This window comes from Pseudomonas sp. Z3-8 (assembly GCF_051131975.1).
Taxonomy (GTDB): Bacteria; Pseudomonadota; Gammaproteobacteria; order Pseudomonadales; family Pseudomonadaceae; genus Aquipseudomonas.
In genome coordinates, this window is record NZ_CP071643.1 from 1,232,347 (window position 1) to 1,252,905 (window position 20,559).

At 61.4% G+C, this 20,559-nt stretch carries 23 protein-coding genes; 22 read left to right on the top strand and 1 reads right to left on the bottom strand.

Annotation, left to right across the window (positions count from 1 at the left end; translation table 11 throughout):
• Nucleotides 1–29 precede the first annotated feature (29 nt).
• From yajC to J3P94_RS05755, 4 genes are all read left to right on the top strand, one after another.
• Nucleotides 30–368, top strand: coding sequence for a preprotein translocase subunit YajC (gene yajC / locus J3P94_RS05740; RefSeq protein WP_016773317.1), 339 nt, complete (start codon nucleotides 30–32; stop codon nucleotides 366–368).
• Nucleotides 369–431: 63 nt separating this feature from the next.
• The gene (gene secD, locus J3P94_RS05745; RefSeq protein WP_305498976.1) at nucleotides 432–2,300 is read left to right on the top strand and encodes a protein translocase subunit SecD; all 1,869 of its coding nucleotides are present in this window, start codon (nucleotides 432–434) and stop codon (nucleotides 2,298–2,300) included.
• Between the two features lie 9 nt (nucleotides 2,301–2,309).
• Nucleotides 2,310–3,224 carry a protein translocase subunit SecF gene (gene secF, locus J3P94_RS05750; RefSeq protein WP_434571964.1) on the top strand — a complete coding sequence of 305 codons (915 nt, stop codon included), beginning with the start codon at nucleotides 2,310–2,312 and terminating at the stop codon, nucleotides 3,222–3,224.
• Between the two features lie 117 nt (nucleotides 3,225–3,341).
• Entirely contained in the window at nucleotides 3,342–3,890 is a 549-nt protein-coding gene (locus J3P94_RS05755; protein ID WP_014336691.1) for a glycine zipper 2TM domain-containing protein, read from the top strand.
• 446 nt (nucleotides 3,891–4,336) lie between these two features.
• Here J3P94_RS05755 and suhB read toward each other — a convergent pair whose 3' ends face one another.
• Nucleotides 4,337–5,155 carry a type III secretion system regulator SuhB gene (suhB, locus tag J3P94_RS05760; RefSeq protein ID WP_003185165.1) on the bottom strand — a complete coding sequence of 273 codons (819 nt, stop codon included), beginning with the start codon at nucleotides 5,153–5,155 and terminating at the stop codon, nucleotides 4,337–4,339.
• A gap of 144 nt (nucleotides 5,156–5,299) precedes the next feature.
• Here suhB and trmJ point away from each other — a divergent pair, with 144 nt between their 5' ends.
• The 18 genes from trmJ (at nucleotide 5,300) to bamB (ending at nucleotide 20,367) form a co-directional block, all read left to right on the top strand.
• Nucleotides 5,300–6,070: a tRNA (cytosine(32)/uridine(32)-2'-O)-methyltransferase TrmJ gene (gene trmJ, locus J3P94_RS05765; RefSeq protein WP_434571965.1), complete on the top strand. Its 771-nt coding sequence runs from the start codon at nucleotides 5,300–5,302 to the stop codon at nucleotides 6,068–6,070.
• 1 nt (nucleotide 6,071) lies between these two features.
• A complete protein-coding gene (gene cysE / locus J3P94_RS05770) occupies nucleotides 6,072–6,848 on the top strand; it encodes a serine O-acetyltransferase (RefSeq protein WP_434571967.1) in 777 nt (258 codons plus the stop codon).
• Nucleotides 6,849–7,087: 239 nt separating this feature from the next.
• Entirely contained in the window at nucleotides 7,088–7,579 is a 492-nt protein-coding gene (gene iscR / locus J3P94_RS05775; protein ID WP_030139599.1) for a Fe-S cluster assembly transcriptional regulator IscR, read from the top strand.
• A gap of 50 nt (nucleotides 7,580–7,629) precedes the next feature.
• On the top strand, nucleotides 7,630–8,844 hold the full coding sequence (locus J3P94_RS05780) for an IscS subfamily cysteine desulfurase (protein ID WP_434571968.1): 1,215 nt from the start codon (nucleotides 7,630–7,632) through the stop codon (nucleotides 8,842–8,844).
• A gap of 43 nt (nucleotides 8,845–8,887) precedes the next feature.
• Complete coding sequence (iscU, locus tag J3P94_RS05785; protein ID WP_003185157.1) at nucleotides 8,888–9,274, top strand: Fe-S cluster assembly scaffold IscU; 387 nt, start codon at nucleotides 8,888–8,890, stop codon at nucleotides 9,272–9,274.
• 24 nt (nucleotides 9,275–9,298) lie between these two features.
• Nucleotides 9,299–9,622, top strand: coding sequence for an iron-sulfur cluster assembly protein IscA (gene iscA / locus J3P94_RS05790; protein ID WP_003185155.1), 324 nt, complete (start codon nucleotides 9,299–9,301; stop codon nucleotides 9,620–9,622).
• A gap of 8 nt (nucleotides 9,623–9,630) precedes the next feature.
• Entirely contained in the window at nucleotides 9,631–10,152 is a 522-nt protein-coding gene (gene hscB, locus J3P94_RS05795) for a co-chaperone HscB (protein ID WP_305498984.1), read from the top strand.
• A 50-nt stretch (nucleotides 10,153–10,202) separates the two neighbouring features.
• On the top strand, nucleotides 10,203–12,065 hold the full coding sequence (hscA, locus tag J3P94_RS05800; RefSeq protein ID WP_434571970.1) for a Fe-S protein assembly chaperone HscA: 1,863 nt from the start codon (nucleotides 10,203–10,205) through the stop codon (nucleotides 12,063–12,065).
• A 3-nt stretch (nucleotides 12,066–12,068) separates the two neighbouring features.
• Complete coding sequence (gene fdx / locus J3P94_RS05805) at nucleotides 12,069–12,410, top strand: ISC system 2Fe-2S type ferredoxin (protein ID WP_434571971.1); 342 nt, start codon at nucleotides 12,069–12,071, stop codon at nucleotides 12,408–12,410.
• 13 nt (nucleotides 12,411–12,423) lie between these two features.
• Nucleotides 12,424–12,624, top strand: a complete 201-nt coding sequence (gene iscX, locus J3P94_RS05810) for a Fe-S cluster assembly protein IscX (protein WP_016773328.1) — start codon at nucleotides 12,424–12,426, stop codon at nucleotides 12,622–12,624.
• A gap of 87 nt (nucleotides 12,625–12,711) precedes the next feature.
• Nucleotides 12,712–13,137 (top strand): nucleoside-diphosphate kinase, encoded by a 426-nt coding sequence (gene ndk, locus J3P94_RS05815; RefSeq protein WP_042727994.1) that lies wholly within the window; start codon nucleotides 12,712–12,714, stop codon nucleotides 13,135–13,137.
• Between the two features lie 28 nt (nucleotides 13,138–13,165).
• Nucleotides 13,166–14,314 (top strand): 23S rRNA (adenine(2503)-C(2))-methyltransferase RlmN, encoded by a 1,149-nt coding sequence (gene rlmN, locus J3P94_RS05820; RefSeq protein ID WP_053118626.1) that lies wholly within the window; start codon nucleotides 13,166–13,168, stop codon nucleotides 14,312–14,314.
• Between the two features lie 12 nt (nucleotides 14,315–14,326).
• Entirely contained in the window at nucleotides 14,327–15,085 is a 759-nt protein-coding gene (gene pilW, locus J3P94_RS05825) for a type IV pilus biogenesis/stability protein PilW (RefSeq protein WP_305498992.1), read from the top strand.
• Nucleotides 15,085–16,116, top strand: a complete 1,032-nt coding sequence (locus tag J3P94_RS05830) for a RodZ domain-containing protein (protein WP_434571973.1) — start codon at nucleotides 15,085–15,087, stop codon at nucleotides 16,114–16,116. The genes pilW and J3P94_RS05830 overlap by 1 nt, the downstream gene beginning before the upstream one ends.
• 3 nt (nucleotides 16,117–16,119) lie before the next feature.
• Nucleotides 16,120–17,229 (top strand): flavodoxin-dependent (E)-4-hydroxy-3-methylbut-2-enyl-diphosphate synthase, encoded by a 1,110-nt coding sequence (gene ispG, locus J3P94_RS05835; protein ID WP_305498996.1) that lies wholly within the window; start codon nucleotides 16,120–16,122, stop codon nucleotides 17,227–17,229.
• 22 nt (nucleotides 17,230–17,251) lie between these two features.
• Nucleotides 17,252–18,541 carry a histidine--tRNA ligase gene (hisS, locus tag J3P94_RS05840; protein WP_305498998.1) on the top strand — a complete coding sequence of 430 codons (1,290 nt, stop codon included), beginning with the start codon at nucleotides 17,252–17,254 and terminating at the stop codon, nucleotides 18,539–18,541.
• A 40-nt stretch (nucleotides 18,542–18,581) separates the two neighbouring features.
• Nucleotides 18,582–19,223, top strand: a complete 642-nt coding sequence (locus J3P94_RS05845; RefSeq protein ID WP_434571975.1) for a YfgM family protein — start codon at nucleotides 18,582–18,584, stop codon at nucleotides 19,221–19,223.
• A complete protein-coding gene (gene bamB, locus J3P94_RS05850; RefSeq protein WP_434571977.1) occupies nucleotides 19,216–20,367 on the top strand; it encodes an outer membrane protein assembly factor BamB in 1,152 nt (383 codons plus the stop codon). Before J3P94_RS05845 ends, bamB begins: the two co-directional genes overlap by 8 nt.
• Nucleotides 20,368–20,559: the final 192 nt, after the last annotated feature.

Genomic DNA, 20,559 nt, shown 5'->3' on the forward strand with positions numbered 1-20,559 from the left:
AGATTCAATATTTGCAACTGGAGTGCTAAATGAGCTTTTTTATCTCTAATGCCATGGCTGACGCGGCTGCACCTGCTGCTGCCAGCCCTATGGGTGGCGGTTTCGAGTGGATTTTCCTGGTCGGCTTCCTGGTCATCTTCTACCTGATGATCTGGCGTCCACAGGCCAAGCGCGCCAAAGAGCAGAAGAACCTGCTCAGCAGCCTGCAGAAAGGTGATGAAGTGGTCACCACCGGCGGCATCGCCGGCAAGATCACCAAAGTGGCGGATGACTTCGTGGTTCTGGAAGTGTCCGACACTGTTGAAATGAAGTTTCAGAAGGGCGCCATCGCGGCCACGCTGCCAAAAGGCACGCTGAAAGCGATCTAAGTAACAACTTCTCTTCAATCGACGGGGCGCGCAAGGCGCCCCGCGTCATAAGCGGGCGGCGTGATGCTGAACAAATACCCTCTGTGGAAATACCTACTGATCCTGGCGGTGCTGGCGGTCGGTGTGATTTATTCCGCTCCCAATCTCTACCCGGATGACCCGGCCATTCAGGTCAGCGGCGCCAGCACGGCGTTGCAGGTCACCCAGGCCGATCTGGACCGCGCGAGCGCTGCGCTCAAGGCCTCCAATATCGAGGTCAAGGCTGCGTCCATCGCCGAAAACGGCAAGGGCGGCCTGTTGCGCCTGGTCAAGTCTGAAGACCAGTTGCCGGCCAAGGATGTGGTACGCAAGGCGTTGGGCGACGATTACGTTGTGGCCCTGAACCTGGCCCAGACCACCCCGCAGTGGCTGCGCAATCTTGGCGCCCACCCGATGAAGCTGGGCCTGGACTTGTCCGGTGGTGTGCACTTCCTGCTGGAAGTGGACATGGAAAAAGCCCTCGACGCGCGACTGAAAGTCTACGAAGGCGACGTCAAGAGCCTGCTGCGTAAAGAGCGCGTGCGTTATCGCAGCCTGCCGCAGTTCGAAGGTGCCATTCAGCTGGGCTTCAGCGATGAAGATGCCCGCGAACAGGCCCGTGCCCTGATCCGCAAGAATTTCAACGATTTCGACATTGTGCCGGCCGACCTCAATGGTCAGGCGGTGCTGCGTCTGGCGATGACCCCGGCCAAGCTGGCGGAAATCCGCGAATACTCCATCAAGCAGAACTTGACCACGGTGCGTAACCGCGTCAACGAGCTGGGTGTGGCCGAGCCGATTGTCCAGCGCCAGGGCGCCAACCGCATCGTGGTTGAGTTGCCGGGTGTGCAGGACACTGCCGAAGCCAAGCGTATCCTCGGCAAGACTGCCAACCTGGAATTCCGCCTGGCCGCTGAGCCGGGTGCTTCCAAGGCGACTTCCGAGAGCTTCGAGTTCCGTGAGGGCGGTCGTCCGGCGGCGCAGATCGAGCGCGGCCTGATCATCACCGGTGACCAGGTGACCGACGCCCAGGCGGGCTTCGACGAGCAAGGTCGTCCACAGGTGAACATCCGTCTCGACGGCCACGGCGGCGAACTCATGAGCCGCGCCACGCGCAGCAACGTCGGTCGCAGCATGGCGGTGATCTTCATCGAGCAGAAGCCGACCACCACCTACACCAAACAGGTAGTCAACGGCGTCGAGAAAGACGTACCGGTCCAGACCTTCAAGGAAGAGAAGAAGATCATCAGCCTGGCGACCATCCAGTCGCCACTGGGCAGCCAGTTCCGCATCACCGGCCTGAACGGCCAGGGCGAATCCTCGGAGCTGGCCCTGCTGCTGCGTGCCGGTGGCCTGGCCGCGCCGATGTACTTCGCTGAAGAACGCACCATCGGCCCGAGCCTGGGTGCCGACAACATCACCAAGGGCGTCGATGCCTCCCTGTGGGGCATGCTGTTCGTGTCGCTGTTCATCATCGCCATCTACCGCTTCTTCGGCCTGATCGCCACGGTTGCGCTGGCGGTGAACATGGTGCTGTTGCTGGCCCTGATGTCGTTGCTGGGCGCCACGCTGACCCTGCCGGGTATCGCCGGTATCGTCTTGACGATGGGTATGGCGGTGGACGCCAACGTGCTGATCTTCTCGCGGATACGTGAAGAGATCGCCGCGGGCATGTCGATCCAACGGGCAATCAACGAAGGCTTCGGCCGGGCATTCACCGCGATCCTCGACTCCAACCTGACCACGTTGCTGGTCGGCGGGATTCTCTTTGCCATGGGCACCGGCCCGGTCAAGGGCTTCGCAGTGACCATGTCCCTCGGGATCTTTACCTCGATGTTCACAGCCATCATGGTGACCCGCGCAATGGTCAACCTGATCTTTGGCGGTCGTGACTTCAAGAAGTTGTGGATTTAAGGGGCTGCCATGTTACGTACAATCAACTTCATGGGCGTTCGCAACATTGCGTTCGGCGTCACATTGTTCCTCACGGCACTGGCGTTGTTCAGCTGGGCCACCAAGGGCCTGAACTACGGCCTGGACTTCACCGGCGGTACGCTCATCGAGCTGACCTACGAGCGTCCGGCCGACGTCACCAAGGTGCGTGAGCAACTGGCGAGCTCGGGCTACAGCGATGCCGTGGTGCAGAGCTTTGGCGCCACCACCGATTTGCTCGTGCGTATGCCGGGTGAAGACCCGCAACTGGGCCACCAGGTCGCCGAAGCCTTGCAGAAGGCCGGTGGCGATAACCCGGCCCAGGTCAAGCGCGTCGAGTTCGTCGGCCCGCAGGTGGGTGAGGAGCTGCGCGACCAGGGCGGCCTCGGCATGCTGTTGGCGCTGGGCGGCGTGATGCTCTACCTGGCTTTCCGCTTCCAGTGGAAGTTCGCGGTCGGTGCGATTGTCTCGCTGATCCACGACGTGATCGTGACCGTGGGTATCCTGTCGTTCTTCCAGATCACCTTCGACCTGACGGTGCTGGCGGCGGTGCTGGCGATCATCGGTTACTCGCTCAACGACACCATCGTCGTGTTCGACCGGGTGCGCGAAAACTTCCGAGTGCTGCGCAAGGCCTCGTTGATCGAGAACATCAACATCTCGACCACCCAGACCCTGCTGCGGACCATGGCGACGTCGATCTCGACCTTGCTGGCGATTGTCGCGCTGCTGGTGTTTGGCGGCGACAACCTGTTCGGCTTCTCCATCGCGCTGTTCATCGGTGTGATGGCGGGTACCTACTCGTCGATCTATATCGCCAACGTGGTGCTGATTTGGCTGAACCTGAGCTCCGAGGACCTGATTCCTCCGGCGGCCACCGAGACCGAGGTGGACGACCGCCCGTAAGGCTCGGTTTTCCGTCCGTCACCGCTCAAAAGGCGCGAGTTGAACTCGCGCCTTTTTTTGTGCTCCAAGGCTGGGAGAAGCGCGGATTATTCCGCTTGTAATGGCCTGGAGGTTCAAGTGAACAAATCGATGCTGGTTGGTGCGGTATTGGGTGCTGTCGGTGTAACAGCCGGTGGTGCGGTCGCCACCTACAGCTTGGTAAAAAGTGGCCCTGAGTATGCGCAAGTACTGGCCGTGGAACCGGTCAAGACCCAGATCAAGACCCCGCGTGAAGTGTGCAAGGACGTGACAGTGACCCGGCAGAAGCCGGTTCAGGATCAACACCAGATCGCCGGCACCGTGCTCGGCGCCGTGGCCGGTGGCCTGTTGGGCAACCAGATCGGCGGCGGCACCGGCAAGAAGATCGCCACCGTGGCGGGTGCGGCTGGCGGCGGTTATGCCGGTAACAAAATTCAGGAAGGCATGCAGGAACGCGACACGTACACCACCACCCAGACTCGCTGCAACACCGTCAATGACATCAGCGACAAGGTTGTAGGCTACGACGTTCGCTACATGCTCGACGGCAAGGAAGGCAAAGTCCGCATGGACCGCGACCCGGGCAACCAGATTCCGGTCAGCAAGGAAGGCCAACTGATCCTGGGCCAGAACGAACCGGCCCAGTAATCCAACCGCTATGAAAAAAGCACCCTTCGGGGTGCTTTTTTTACGCTCGCATTTCCACGCTCCACCACCAATCCCCGGTGGGAGCGAGCCTGCTCGCGAAATCGGTGGCTCAGCTTGCATCGATATTGAATGTGCCGGCCTCTTCGCGAGCAAGCTCGCTCCCACATTGGATCTGTGGTGGGCACAAATCTTATGCCTACCCCAAATCTCCTTGTGGGAGCGAGCTCGCTCGCGATAGCGGTGGTTCAGCTTGGCTCCATGTTCAAGGTGTAACCCATCGTGGCGAGGGAGCTTGCTCCCGCTGGGATGCGCAGCAGACCCAAGATCTTGCGGTCGCTGCGCAACCGAGCGGGAGCAAGCTCCCTCGCCACGGATTACCTGTATCCGGGTAAAGTGACAGGCATAAAAAAAGCACCCCGAAGGGTGCTTTTCCTGAGCCGAGCGGCTTAGCGCTTCAGCGAGGCCGGCAGGTGCGGCTGGATCGCCGTCAGCACAGCCTTGAAGCATTTGGTGTTGCCGGCAACGATGTGGCCTTTTTCAAGGAAATCGTGGCCGCCGGTGAAGTCGCTCACCAAGCCACCCGCTTCCTGGATCAACAGGGCGCCTGCCGCCATGTCCCACTCGGACAGGCCCGATTCCCAGAACGCATCGAAACGACCGGCAGCTACATAAGCCAGGTCCAGGCTCGCGGCGCCGGCGCGGCGGATGCCGGCGGTCTGGCCGACCAGGGCGCGGAACATGCCCAGGTAGTTGTCGAGGTTGTCCATCTGGTCATCCCGGAACGGGAAACCGGTGCCCAGCAGGGCGCCGTCCAGGCTGGTGCGGCCGCTGACGCGCAGGCGGCGACCGTTCAGTTGGGCGCCACGGCCACGGCTGGCGGTGAATTCTTCCTGGCGAACCGGGTCCAGCACGACGGCGTGTTCCAGGCGGCCACGGTATTTGCAGGCGATGCTGACAGCGAAGTGAGGAATGCCGCGCAGGAAGTTGGTGGTGCCGTCCAGCGGATCGATGATCCACAGGTACTCTTCGCCTTCGATGCCGGTACCGGCGTGCATGCCGGTCTCTTCACCGAGGATGGAGTGGTTCGGGTAAGCCTTGCGCAGGGCGTCGACGATCTTCTGTTCGGCGGCGCGATCAACCTCGGACACGTAGTCCTTGGCGTCTTTTTCATCGACCTTGATGGTATCCAGGCGCTCGATGGAGCGGAAGATCAGTTCACTGGCGCTGCGGGCGGCGCGCAGCGCGATATTCAGCATGGGCTGCATGGATGTGTCACCTAAGGTTGTTAAAGAAAGCCGCGCATTCTATCAGAAAGTTTTCTCAGGAGAAGGTTGGTGTTCGCTTTCATAGCTTAACGGTAGGTGCTTAGGTAAGATTTGCTCCCTTTTATATGTTCGAGAGCGCCTCCCTTGTTGCAGAACATTCGTGTCGTCCTGGTCAATACCAGCCATCCGGGTAACATCGGCGGAGCTGCGCGGGCCATGAAGAACATGGGCCTGTCGCGGCTGGTGCTGGTCGAGCCGCGCTCGTTTCCCCATCACGAAGCCGATGCGCGGGCATCCGGCGCCGGTGACATCCTCGCCAATGCCCAGGTCGTCGCCACCCTGGAAGACGCCTTGGTGGGTTGCAACCTGGTGCTCGGCACCAGCGCCCGCGACCGCCGTATCCCCTGGCCGCTGCTCGATCCTCGCGAATGCGGCACCAAGGTGGTCGAGGAAGCGGGGCAGGGGGCGGAAATCGCCTTGGTGTTCGGCCGTGAAGATTCCGGCCTCACCAATGAAGAGCTGCAGCGATGTCATTTTCACGTGCATATCTCCTCCGACCCCGGCTTCAGCTCGCTGAACCTCGGGGCGGCGGTGCAGGTATTGAGCTATGAAGTGCGCATGGCCTGGCTGCAAGCCGAAGGCCAGCCCAGCAAGGTGGAAAAATTCGAGGCGACGTCGCCGCGCAGTGAGACACTGGCGACCATGGACGAGCTGGAGCGATTCTATGAACACCTGGAACAGACCCTGGTGGACATCGAATTCCTCGACCCGGACAAGCCTCGGCACTTGATGGCGCGCCTGCGTCGGTTGTACGGACGAAGCTCGGTGAGCCGGGCGGAAATGAATATATTGCGCGGCATCCTCACGGAAACCCAGAAAGCGGCCCGTGGCGAGCTGATTAAGCGGAAGGAATAAAATGTTCGAACGTTTGCGTGAAGATATCCAGAGCGTCTTCCATCGTGACCCGGCGGCGCGCAATGCCTTTGAAGTGCTGACCTGCTACCCCGGCATGCACGCCATCTGGATCCATCGCCTGTCCGGCGCCTTGTGGAGCATGGGTTGGAAATGGCTGGCGCGGCTGGTCTCGAACTTCGGCCGCTGGCTGACCGGCATCGAGATCCATCCGGGCGCCAAGGTCGGCCGGCGGTTTTTCATCGACCACGGCATGGGCATCGTCATCGGCGAGACCGCCGAGATCGGCGACGACGTGACGCTCTATCAGGGCGTGACCCTCGGCGGCACCAGCTGGAACAAAGGCAAGCGCCACCCGACCCTGGAAAACGGCGTTGTCGTCGGTGCTGGCGCCAAGGTGCTCGGCCCGTTCACCGTGGGCGCGGGAGCGAAAGTCGGCTCCAACGCCGTGGTCACCAAGGCCGTGCCGCCCGGCGCGACCGTGGTGGGTATTCCGGGGCGGATCATCGTCAAGTCGGACGAAGAGCAGGACGCCCGGCGCAAGGCCATGGCCGAGAAGATCGGCTTCGACGCCTACGGTGTCGGCGAAGACATGCCCGACCCGGTGGCGCGCGCCATCAACCAGTTGCTCGATCACCTGCAAGCGGTGGACGGGCGCCTGGAGGGGATGTGCGGCGCCCTGAAGGAACTGGGGAGTGATTATTGTGCCAAGGATCTGCCGGAACTGCGCGAGGAAGACTTTGCGTGTGTGAAGGACAAGGACCAAAGCCAGGCTAGCTGAAACCTGGCAGGCCTCTTCGCGAGCAGGCTCGCTCCCACACTGGACCGCCAGCCCCTGTGGGAGCGAGCCTGCTCGCGAAGAACGATAACGCGGTACAGCTGGTCGTTAGCCGCCTGCCTTTGCTATCATGCGCGCGCTCTTTTGCGGGTAAACCCGAGTAAAGCACTAGGTCTTATACTTGACTTAAATACTCGGGAATTGCATACTCGCCCCCATTCCGAACTTCGTGGTAATTGTCCATGCGACTGACTACAAAAGGCCGATACGCCGTGACCGCAATGCTCGATCTGGCATTGCATGCGCAGCACGGGCCGGTGTCCCTGGCCGATATCTCCGAACGCCAGGGCATCTCCCTGTCCTACCTCGAACAGCTGTTCGCCAAGCTGCGCCGCAGCAACCTGGTCTCCAGCGTTCGTGGCCCCGGTGGCGGCTACCAGCTGTCGCGCGAGATGCAAGGCATCCAGGTCGCCCAGGTGATCGATGCCGTGAACGAATCGGTCGATGCGACCAAATGCCAAGGGCTGGGCGACTGCCACGGCGGCGATACTTGCCTGACCCATCATCTGTGGTGCGACTTGAGCCTGCAGATTCACGAGTTTCTGAGTGGTATCAGCTTGGCCGACCTTGTGACTCGCCGTGAGGTGCAAGAAGTAGCCCAGCGTCAGGACCAGCGCCGTTGCAATGGCAAGGCGCCGCACCTGGACAAGATTGAAGCGTCCGCCGTCGAATGACTGCCGCAGAGCACGCGGAACGCCAGCCAGCCTGATTTAGGAGAGAGTCCATGAAATTGCCGATTTACCTTGATTACTCTGCGACCACCCCGGTTGATCCGCGTGTCGCGCAAAAGATGAGTGAATGCCTGCTGGTCGACGGAAACTTCGGCAACCCGGCCTCGCGTTCCCACGTGTTCGGCTGGAAAGCCGAAGAGTCGGTCGAAAACGCCCGTCGCCAAGTCGCTGACCTGGTCAATGCCGACCCCCGCGAGATCGTCTGGACCTCCGGTGCCACCGAGTCCGACAACCTGGCAATCAAGGGTGTCGCGCATTTCTACCACACCAAGGGCAAGCACCTGATCACCTCCAAGATCGAGCACAAGGCTGTCCTGGACACCATGCGCCAATTGGAGCGTGAAGGCTTCGAAGTCACCTACATCGAGCCCGGTGAAGACGGCATCATCACCCCGGCCATGGTCGAAGCCGTACTGCGCGACGACACCATCCTGGTTTCGATCATGCACGTGAACAACGAAATCGGCACCGTCAACGACATCGCGGCCATCGGCGAACTGACCCGTTCCAAGGGCGTCCTGTTCCACGTCGACGGCGCGCAGTCTACTGGCAAGGTCGACATCGACCTGTCCAAGCTGAAAGTCGACCTGATGTCCTTCTCGGCCCACAAGACTTATGGCCCTAAAGGCATCGGCGCCCTGTACGTCAGCCGCAAGCCGCGTGTTCGCCTCGAAGCGACCATGCACGGCGGCGGTCACGAGCGTGGCATGCGTTCCGGTACCCTGGCGACGCACCAGATCGTCGGCATGGGCGAAGCCTTCCGCGTGGCCAAGGAAGACATGGCCGCCGAGAACGTCCGCATCAAAGCCTTGAGCGACCGTTTCTTCAAGCAGGTCGAGCACCTCGAAGAGCTCTACGTCAACGGCAGCATGACCGCCCGCGTTCCACACAACCTGAACCTGAGCTTCAACTACGTTGAAGGCGAGTCGCTGATCATGGCGCTCAAGGATCTGGCCGTGTCGTCCGGTTCGGCGTGCACCTCGGCGTCGCTGGAGCCTTCCTATGTATTGCGCGCCCTGGGCCGCAACGACGAACTGGCTCACAGCTCGATCCGCTTCACCTTCGGCCGCTTCACCACCGAAGAAGAAATCGATTATGCCGCGCAGAAAGTCTGCGAGGCCGTTACCAAGCTGCGTGCTCTTTCGCCGCTGTGGGACATGTACAAAGACGGCGTCGACATTTCGAAAATCGAATGGGCGGCGCACTGAGAAGTCGCCACCAGAGCGGCTCCACTGATGAGGATTGAAGCAAATGGCATATAGCGAAAAGGTCATCGACCACTACGAGAACCCGCGCAACGTCGGCAAGATGGACGCGCAGGATCCTGACGTCGGCACCGGCATGGTCGGCGCCCCGGCGTGCGGCGACGTGATGCGTCTGCAGATCAAGGTCAACGAGCAAGGCATCATCGAAGATGCCAAGTTCAAGACCTACGGCTGCGGCTCCGCCATCGCGTCCAGCTCCCTGGCCACCGAGTGGATGAAGGGCAAGACCCTCGACGAAGCCGAAACCATCAAGAACACTCAGTTGGCCGAAGAACTGGCCTTGCCGCCAGTGAAAATCCACTGCTCGGTACTCGCTGAAGACGCCATCAAGGCCGCCGTTCGCGACTACAAGCAGAAGAAAGGCTTGATCTGATCCGCGTTACGGTAAGGAGTTTCCATGGCTATCCAGATGACAGAAGCGGCAGCTAACCATATCCAGCGCTCACTTGCGGGGCGCGGCAAGGGCGAGGGTATCCGCCTGGGTGTTCGCACCACGGGTTGTTCCGGCCTCGCCTATGTACTGGAATTCGTCGACGAAGTCGGTGAAGACGATCAGGTGTTCGAGAGTCATGGTCAGAAAGTGATCATCGACCCCAAGAGCCTGACGTACCTGGACGGCACCGAGCTGGATTTCGTCAAGGAAGGGTTGAACGAAGGCTTCAAGTTCAACAACCCCAACGTGCGCGGTGAATGTGGCTGCGGCGAAAGCTTCAACATCTGAGGCTGCTCGTGGGTACTCCTTGTCATTTTGCGTTGTTCCAGTTGCAGCCTGCTTTCCAGCTGGACCTCGATCAGTTGTCCGCGCGTTATCTGGAACTGGCCCGTGGTGTCCACCCCGACCGCTTTGCCGATGCCTCCGAGGCTGAGCAGCGGCGGGCGCTCGAGCAGTCGGCGAACCTCAACGAGGCCTACCAGACGCTCAAGAGTCCGGCCAAGCGCGCGCGTTATCTGCTCGCCATCAGCGGTCATGAGCTGCCCTTGGAAGTCACGGTGCACGATCCCGAGTTCCTGTTGCAGCAGATGCAATGGCGCGAGGAGCTCGAAGACCTGCAGGACAGCGCCGACCTGGCGGGGGTCGCGGTCTTCAAGCGTCGCCTGAAAGACGCCCAGCAAGAACTCAACGAGAGCTTCGCCGCCTGCTGGAACGACGCTGCGCAACGCGAACAGGCCGAACGCCTGATGCGGCGCATGCAGTTCCTCGACAAGCTGACCTACGAAGTGCGCCAGCTGGAAGAGCGCCTCGACGATTAACCCAGTGCCGCTCCGGTCGCACGCCTGATTACAGATAAGTCCTGATTACGATGGCCCTACTGCAGATCGCCGAACCCGGCCAAAGTCCACAACCGCACCAGCGTCGCCTGGCTGTCGGGATCGACTTGGGTACCACCAATTCCCTGGTCGCTGCTTTGCGCAGCGGTCTTTCCGAGCCGCTGGCCGACGAGCAGGGGCGGGTGATCCTGCCGTCTGCCGTGCGCTACCACGCCGATCGCGTCGAAGTTGGCGAGTCGGCCAAGCTGGCCGCCGCCACCGATCCACTCAATACCGTCGTGTCGGTCAAGCGCTTGATGGGTCGTGGTCTGTCCGACGTCAAGCAATTGGGCGATCAACTGCCGTACCGTTTCGTCGGCGGCGAATCCCACATGCCGTTCATCGAAACCGTGCAGGGCCCGAAAAGCCCGGTAGAAGTCTCCGCCGATATCCTCAAGGTCCTGCGTCAGCGCGCCGAAGCCGCGTTGGGTGGTGAACTGGTGGGCGCGGTGATCACCGTCCCGGCCTATTTCGATGACGCCCAGCGCCAAGCCACCAAGGACGCGGCCAAGCTCGCCGGTCTCAACGTGCTGCGTCTGCTCAACGAGCCGACGGCGGCTGCGGTGGCGTACGGCCTGGACCAGCATGCCGAGGGCCTCGTCGCCATTTACGACCTGGGCGGCGGCACGTTTGATATTTCGATCCTGCGCCTGACCGGCGGGGTCTTCGAAGTCCTCGCCACCGGTGGCGACAGCGCCCTGGGCGGCGACGATTTCGATCACGCTATTGCCGGCTGGATCATCGAGCAGGCGGGCTTGTCCGCTGATCTCGATCCGGGGACCCAGCGCCATCTGCTGCAAACCGCCTGCGCCGCCAAGGAAGCCTTGACCGACGCCGCCAGCGTTGAAGTCGCTTACGGCGAATGGACAGCCACGCTGACCCGCGAAGCCTTCAATGCCCTGATCGAACCCATGGTCGCCCGCAGCCTCAAGGCCTGCCGCCGTGCCGTGCGTGATTCCGGCGTCGAGCTGGAAGATGTCAAGGCCGTGGTCATGGTCGGTGGTTCGACCCGCGTGCCTCGGGTTCGCGAAGCCGTTGCCGAAGCCTTTGGCCGTCAGCCGCTGACTGAAATCGACCCGGACCAGGTGGTCGCCATCGGTGCCGCGATCCAGGCCGATACCCTGGCTGGCAACAAGCGCGACGGCGGCGAATTGCTGCTGCTCGACGTGATTCCGTTGTCCCTGGGCCTGGAAACCATGGGCGGGCTGATGGAGAAGGTGATCCCGCGCAACACCACCATCCCCGTCGCCCGCGCCCAGGATTTCACCACTTATAAAGACGGCCAGTCGGCCATGATGATTCATGTGCTGCAAGGCGAGCGTGAATTGATCAGCGACTGCCGCTCCCTGGCGCGTTTCGAATTGCGCGGCATCCCGGCGATGGTCGCTGGCGCGGCGAAGATTCGCGTGACCTTCCAGGTCGACGCCGATGGCCTGCTCAATGTCTCCGCCCGCGAGCTTGGTTCGGGCGTCGAGGCTAGCATCCAGGTCAAGCCGTCCTACGGCCTGACCGACGGCGAAATCGCCAAGATGCTCAAGGATTCGTTCCAGCACGCCAGCGACGACAAAGTCGCACGTGTGCTGCGCGAGCAGCAGGTCGATGCCCAGCGCCTGGTTGAAGCCGTGCAAGCCGCCCTCGAAGCCGACGGCGAGCGCTTGCTCGACGCCGAGGAGCGCATGGTCATCGAAATGCAGATGCAAGAACTCTCCGAATTGATCAAGGGCACGGATGGTTATGCCATCGAACAGCAGACCAAGCGTCTGTCGCAAGTCACCGATGCCTTTGCTGCCCGCCGCCTGGACTCGACGGTGAAAGCCGCCCTGGCGGGGCGCAACCTGAATGAAATCGAGGAATAACTGATGCCGCAGGTGATTTTTCTGCCCCACGAGAAGTTCTGCCCGGACGGCATGGTCGTGGAAGCCGAGCCCGGAACGTCCATTCTTGACCTGGCCCACGAACACCACATCGAGATGGAAAGTGCCTGTGGCGGCGTTTGCGCTTGCACGACCTGCCACTGCATCATTCGTGAAGGTTTCGAGTCGCTGGAAGAGGCGGACGAGCTGGAAGAAGACTTTCTTGACCGCGCCTGGGGGCTTGAGCCGCAATCGCGTCTGGGTTGCCAGGCCATCGTCGGCACTGAAGACCTGACCGTCGAAATCCCGAGATACTCACTTAACCATGCGGCCGAAGCGCCGCACTGATGGTGACACTGTCATGAGCTATGGTTGGAATGATGTACAACGCATCGCGGAAGAATTGGCCGAAGCCCACGAGGGTCTCGATCCGTACTCTGTAGGTTTCGTCCGTCTGCAGCAGATGATCCTTGAGCTGCCTGACTTCGATGCCACCTCTGGCCGAGTCGGCGAGAAGGTGTTGGAAGCGGTTCAGGAGCTCTGGGCCGCAGAATTGGACTGATCGCCTCGCAGGTTAGGCAATACCCAAGAACCCGCGTATAATTCGCGGGTTTAATTTTTCGTAAATTACCGTTTCTGGAGTTACACCATGGCTGTTCAACGTACTTTCTCCATCATCAAGCCTGACGCCGTTGCTAAAAACGTGATCGGCAAGATCGTTACCCGCTTCGAAGACGCTGGCCTGCGCGTTGTAGCTTCGAAAATGAAGCAACTGTCCAAAGCCGAAGCCGAAGGCTTCTACGCTGAGCACAGCGAGCGCGGTTTCTTCGGTGAACTGGTTGCCTTCATGACTTCCGGTCCGGTTGTCGTTCAGGTGCTGGAAGGCGAAAACGCCATCGCTCGCAACCGTGAGCTGATGGGCGCTACCAACCCTAAAGAAGCTGCTGCCGGCACCATCCGTGCTGACTTCGCTGAATCCATCGACGCCAACGCCGTCCACGGTTCGGACTCCGAAGCCGCCGCTGCTCGCGAAATCGCTTACTTTTTCTCCGCTACTGAAGTAACCACTCGCTAAGCCCAGGCTTTTGAGTGAAGGTGAATCCATGACTACATCGAACGGCAAAACCAACCTGTTGGGCCTGACCCAGCCGGAAATGGAGAAATTCTTCGACTCGATCGGGGAGAAGCGTTTCCGTGCCGGTCAGGTGATGAAATGGATTCACCACTTTGGCGTCGACGATTTCGACGCCATGACGAATGTCGGCAAGGCCCTGCGCGAAAAGCTCAAGGCCGTTGCCGAGATTCGCGGCCCCGAAGTGGTCAGCCAGGACATTTCCAGCGACGGCACCCGCAAGTGGGTGGTGCGCGTGGCGTCCGGCAGCTGCGTCGAGACCGTCTACATTCCCCAGGGCAAGCGCGGCACCTTGTGCGTTTCGTCCCAGGCAGGCTGTGCCCTGGATTGCAGTTTCTGCTCCACCGGCAAGCAAGGCTTCAATAGCAACCTCACCGCCGCCGAAGTGATCGGCCAGGTGTGGATTGCCAACAAATCCTTTGGCAGCGTCCCGGCAACCGTCGACCGTGCCATCACCAACGTGGTGATGATGGGCATGGGTGAGCCGCTGCTGAACTTCGACAACGTCGTCTCCGCCATGCACCTGATGATGGACGACCTGGGCTACGGCATCTCCAAGCGCCGCGTGACCCTGTCCACCTCCGGCGTGGTGCCGATGATCGATGAGCTGGCCAAGCACATCGACGTCTCCCTGGCGTTGTCGCTGCACGCACCGAATGACGCATTGCGTAACCAATTGGTGCCGATCAACAAGAAATATCCGCTTAAGATGCTGCTCGAGTCGTGCCAGCGCTACATGTCGTCCCTGGGCGAAAAACGCGTGCTGACCATCGAGTACACCTTGCTCAAGGACGTAAATGACAAGGTTGAACACGCGGTCGAGATGATCGAGCTGCTCAAGAACATCCCGTGCAAGATCAACCTGATCCCGTTCAACCCGTTCCCGCATTCCGGCTACGAGCGTCCGAGCAACAATGCAATTCGTCGGTTCCAGGATCAGCTTCACCACGCTGGCTTCAACGTCACCGTGCGCACCACCCGTGGCGAAGACATCGATGCCGCGTGTGGCCAATTGGTAGGACAGGTGCTGGATCGCACCCGTCGCAGCGAACGCTACATTGCCGTGCGCGAATTGAACGCCGCGGACGATGCAGTACAGAACGCTGCGAACAGTCACTAAGAGAGGAACTCTATGTCCCTGCGCTTTGCGCTGCTGTTGCTGTTGGCCGGCCTTTGTTCCGGTTGTGTTCTGTCGGGCGACTATAACCCGATGAAAACCAGCAAGGGCCGTGACGAAGCGCGCGAGGCCTATGTGCAGCTGGGCATCGGCTATTTGCAACAGGGCATGACCGAACGGGCCAAGGTGCCGCTCAAGAAGGCCCTTGAGCTGGACAGCTCGGACGCCGATGCCAATGCGGCGCTGGCCTTGGTGTTCCAGGCCGAGATGGAGCCGGAACTGGCCGACGAACACTTTCGCAAGGCGTTGTCCGCCCGCCCGCAAGACGCCCGGATCCTCAACAACTACGGCAGCTTCCTCTACGAGCAGGCACGCTACAAAGAAGCCTACGAGCGCTTCGAGCAAGCGGCCGCCGATACCCTTTACCCTGAGCGTTCGCGGGTGTTCGAGAACCTCGGCATGACCGCCGCGAAACTCGGCCAGCGTGACCTGGCCCGCCAGCAGCTCGAAAAGGCGCTGCGGCTCAACCGCCAGCAACCGCGCGCGTTGCTGGAAATGGCTGAGTTGTCTTACGAAGACAGGCATTATGTGCCCGCTCGCGACTATTACGAGCGGTTTAGCCTGCTCAGCGAGCAAAATGCACGTAGTCTATTGCTCGGCGTTCGGCTGGCGCATGTGTTTGAAGATCGTGACAAGGCCGCCAGTTATGGCCTGCAACTCAAAAGACTCTATCCCGGTACGCCGGAATATCAGCAATACCTGTCGGAGCAATGATGAAAGCGGCGCATCCCGAAGTTGTAGCAGCGACTCGCGTAAATCCCGGTGAGACCCTGCGTCAAGCCCGCGAAAGCAATGGTTGGTCGCTGGCCGAAGTGGCCCTCAAGCTCAATCTCACCGTGACTTCCCTGAGCAACCTGGAAGCCGGCGCGTTCGACAAATTGCCAGGGCATACCTTCGCCCGGGGCTACATCCGCGCCTATGCCAAGTTGCTTGGCATGGACCAGACCGTGCTGGTCCAGCAATTCGATCAATACACCGGTTCCGACGCCCAGGGCAGCAGTGTGCACAGCCTGGGTCGTATCGAGGAGCCAGTGCGTGTTTCCCACACCATTTTGCGTATCGTCAGCCTGCTGCTGCTGATCGCGGTGATCGGTGGCGGTTTCGTCTGGTGGCAGGATCAGGCTTCCTTGCGCAGCAAGGAGCCGGTTGCGATGAACCCTGAGCATGTCGAAGTCGAAGGCGCCGACGGCACCACCCAGATTCATCCGCTGGATGAGCCGGAAGACCAGGCTGTTGTCGAGGGGCAGACCGAGGGTGAAACCGCCCTGGCATTGCCTCAAGGCCAGGACAGCGGCGAGACCGATGCCGCCGCGGGTGCCGAGCCTGTCGTGCCATCCGTTCCCGCGCCAGCCCCAACGCCTGCCGCCCCCACGGCTCCGGCCCATGCCGGCAGCGCGCCGACCACCCCCACGGCTCCAGCCCCCGTCACGCCAGCGCCAACCGTGGCCGCTCCGGCCGTGCCAGCAGCGCCAGCAACCCCGGCGGCCCCGGCTCCTGCGCCCGGCGATGGCCAGGTACAGATCCAGTTCACCGCCGATTGCTGGACGCAGATTACCGACGGCAACGGCAAGGTCCTGTTCAGCGGCCTCAAGCGCAAGGGCGACAGCACGTCCGTCAACGGCAGGCCGCCGTTTGCCGTACGCCTGGGCTATGCCCGTGGCGCGCAGGTCAGCTACAACGGCCAGTCGGTCGATGTGGCTCCGTTCACCAGTGGCGAGACCGCTCGCCTGAAGTTGGGTCAATAAGTCATGCACGGCGAATCTCCTATCAAGCGTCGCGAATCCCGGAAGATCTGGGTCGGTAACGTGCCCGTGGGCGGCGATGCGCCAATCGCTGTGCAGAGCATGACCAACAGCGACACCAATGACGTGGCCGCCACGGTCGCGCAAATCAATCGTCTTGAAGCCGCCGGCGTCGATATCGTCCGCGTATCCGTGCCGGACATGGACGCCGCCGAGGCGTTCGGCAAGATCAAGCAGCTGGTCAAGGTGCCGTTGGTGGCCGATATTCACTTCGACTACCGCATTGCCTTGCGCGTGGCCGAGCTGGGCGTCGACTGCCTGCGCATCAACCCGGGCAACATCGGTCGCGAAGATCGCGTGCGCGCGGTGGTGGATGCCGCCCGTGATCGCGGCATTCCGATCCGTATCGGCGTCAATGCCGGTTCCCTGGAAAAAGACCTGCAGAAGAAGTACGGCGAACCGACTCCGGCCGCGCTGGTGGAATCGGCGCTGCGCCATGTCGAGCACCTCGAACGCCTGAATTTCCCGGACTTCAAGGTCAGCGTGAAGGCCTCCGACGTGTTCATGGCCGTCGAAGCCTACCGCCTGCTGGCCAAGGAAATCGTCCAGCCGTTGCACCTGGGCATCACCGAAGCCGGTGGGTTGCGCTCGGGTACGGTGAAATCTGCCGTCGGCCTCGGTATGCTGCTCGCCGAAGGGATTGGCGATACCATCCGCATCTCGTTGGCGGCGGACCCGGTCGAGGAAGTGAAAGTCGGCTACGACATCCTCAAGTCCCTGCACCTGCGTTCCCGTGGAATCAACTTCATCGCCTGCCCGAGCTGCTCGCGGCAGAACTTCGATGTGGTCAAGACCATGAACGAGCTGGAAGGGCGCCTTGAAGACCTGCTGGTGCCGCTGGATGTCGCGGTGATCGGTTGCGTGGTCAACGGGCCCGGCGAAGCCAAGGAGGCCCATATCGGCCTGACGGGTGGCACGCCGAACCTGATTTACATCGACGGCAAGCCGTCGCAGAAACTGACGAATGACAATCTGGTGGATGAGCTGGAAAAGCTGATCCGCCAGAAAGCGGCCGAAAAGGTCGAAGCCGACGCAGCGGTCATCGCGCGCGGTTAAGTCGCAAGATTAAGGAATACACGTGAGCAAGTCTCTGCAAGCCATTCGTGGCATGAACGACATCCTGCCCGAGCAGACGCCGCTGTGGCGCTATTTCGAGGGCACCGTCGCGCGCCTGCTGGATAACTACGGTTACCGGCAGATCCGCATGCCCATCGTCGAGTTCACCGAGCTGTTCAAGCGCTCCATCGGTGAAGTGACCGACATCGTCGAAAAAGAAATGTACACCTTCGACGATCGCAACGGCGATTCCCTGACCCTGCGCCCCGAAGGCACGGCAGCATGCGTGCGTGCAGTGCTTGAGCACGGCATCACCGGCGGCGGCCAGGTGCAGAAACTCTGGTACATCGGGCCGATGTTCCGCCACGAGCGTCCGCAGAAAGGTCGTTATCGCCAGTTTCACCAGATCGGCCTTGAAGTATTCAACCTGGAAGGTCCGGACATCGATGCCGAGCTGATCGTGATGACCTGGCGCCTGTGGGGCGAGCTGGGCCTGCGCGATGCGGTCAAGCTTGAGCTCAACAGCCTGGGCACCAGCGAATCCCGTGGCCGCTACCGCGAGGCGTTGGTGGAATTTTTGTCCGCCCATGTCGACAAGCTCGACGAAGACAGCCAGCGCCGCCTGAAGACCAACCCGCTGCGCGTGCTTGATACCAAGCACCCGGAGACCCAGGCGATCCTGGTGGACGCGCCGAAAATGGCCGACTACCTCGACGACGAATCCCGCGCGCATTTCGAAGGGCTGAAGGCACGTCTGGACGCCGTCGGCATCCCTTACGTGATCAACCCCAAGTTGGTCCGTGGCCTGGATTACTACAGCAAGACCGTCTTCGAATGGGTCACCGACAAGCTCGGCGCCCAGGGCACCGTGTGCGCCGGTGGCCGCTACGACGGGCTGGTGGAGCAGATGGGCGGCAAGCCGACCCCGGGCGTGGGTTTTGCCATGGGTATCGAGCGCCTGGTGCTGATGCTTGAAGCGCTGGACAAGGTGCCGGAAGAACTGGCCCGCCAGGTCGATGTGTACCTCTGCGCCTTTGGCGAGGCCGCCGAACTGGCCGCCCTGGCCCTGAGCGAGCGAGTGCGCGATCAGTTGCCCAACCTGCGTCTGCAGATCAACGCCGGCGCTGGCAGCTTCAAGAGCCAATTCAAGAAGGCCGACAAGAGCGGTGCACTGTACGCACTGATTCTTGGTGACGACGAACTGGCTCAACAAGTGGTAGGTTTCAAACCCCTGCGTGGCCAGGGCGAACAACAAAGCATTGCCTGGGATGCGCTTGCTGCACACCTGGCCACCTGCGTCGTGCAGGGTTGAAGCTGTCAAACAGCCGATTTAGCGATTAAGGAGTATTGGGGTGTCGAGTACCGAAGATGAACAGCTGGCGGATTTGAAGGACTGGTGGACGCGCAACGGCAAGCCGCTGGTCACTGGCGGCCTGTTGGCGCTGGTCATCGTGTTCGGCTGGCAGGCCTACCAGAAATACCAGAGCAACCAGTCGCAAGGTGCCTCGGTGCTTTACCAGCAACTGCTGGAAACCACCCTGACCCCCGACGGCAAGCCTGACGCGGCGCGCGTGGCGGACCTGGCCGGCAAGCTCAACAAAGAGTTCGGCGGCACCGCCTACGCCCAGTACGGCAGCCTGTTCGTGGCCAAGGTCGCGGTCGACAGCGGCAAGCTGGACGACGCGGTCACCGAGCTGAAAGCCATCGTCGACAAACCGGCCAACCCGACCCTGGGCGAAGTTGCGCGTCAGCGCCTGGCGCAGGTGCTGGCGGCACAGAACAAGGCCGAAGACGCGCTGAAGCTGCTCGACGGCGACGCCGACAAGGCGTTCCTGGCGACCCGCGAAGAACTCAAGGGCGACCTGCTGGTACAGCTGGGCCGTGCCAATGAGGCCCATGCGGCCTACCAAAAAGCCAAGGCTGCGCTGTCGGATGAAGCCGCAGTCGGTGGCCTGCAAATCAAGCTGGACGACCTGGCCAAAGGGGATGCGTGACGTGATCCGTTGGAAACATGCAGCATTGCTGGCCCTGGCCATTCTGGCCGCGGGTTGCAGCAGCAACAGCAAGAAAGAACTGCCTCCGGCCGAACTGACCGATTTCAAAGAAGAAGTCGTGCTGCAGAAGCAATGGAGCCGCTCCATCGGCGACGGCCAGGGTGAGACCTACAACATGCTGGTGCCGGCCATCGACGGCGACACCCTCTATGCCGGCGACGTGACTGGCGTCGTCATGGCCATGGATCGCATGAGCGGCGACGTCAAATGGGAAAAGGATCTTGAGCTGCCTGTGTCCGGCGCCGTTGGCGTGGGTTACGGGCTGGTCATGATCGGCACGCTCAAGGGCGAGATCGTCGCCCTGGACGCGAGCAGCGGTGAAGAGAGATGGCGCGCCCGCGTGACCAGCGAAGTCCTCGCGCCGCCTGCCACCAACGGTGATGTGGTCGTGGTACAGACCCAGGATGACCGCCTGATCGGCCTGGATGCCGCTACCGGCAACCAGCGCTGGTTGTACGACAGCACTCCGGCGGTACTGACCCTGCGTGGCACCAGCGCGCCGATCGTCACCAACCGCCTCGCGGTGGCTGGCTTGTCGACCGGTAAAGTCGTGGCCCTGGATATTTCCAACGGCGTACCGGTCTGGGAGCAGCGCGTAGCGATCCCGCAAGGTCGTTCGGAGCTGGAGCGTGTGGTCGACATCGACGGCGGCCTGCTGCTGTCCGGCGGTACGCTGTACGTCGCCAGTTATCAGGGCCGCGTTGCGGCGCTGGACCTGGAAAGCGGTCGTCCGTTGTGGCAGCGCGATGCGTCGAGCTACGCCGGTGTCGCCCAAGGTTTCGGCAGCGTCTACGTGAGCCTGTCCTCGGGCACCGTCGAAGGCGTTGACGAGCGTTCCACTACCGCATTGTGGAGCAACGACTCCCTGGCCCGTCGCCAATTGTCGGCCCCGGAAGTGTTCTCCAGCTACGTTGCAGTGGGTGACCTGGAAGGTTACCTGCACCTGCTCAGCCAGGTCGACGGTCGTTTCGTCGGTCGCGAGCGCATCGACAGCGACGGCCTGCGTGCCCGTCCGCTGGTGGTGGGAAACATGATTTATGTATATGGCAACAGCGGCAAACTGGAAGCCCTGACCATCAAGTAAGACTATGCTTGGGTTAATTCCCAAGCGGCTTCATTCATGTGGAAGCGAGCTTGCTCGCGAAAGCGTTGGATCAGTCGATATCCATGTCACTGGACTACCGCTATCGCGAGCAAGCTCACTCCTACAGAATGGCCCCCGAGCACCAGCCGCTGCCTCGCAGCGGCTTTTGTATTTTCTGAAATAACGAAGTGG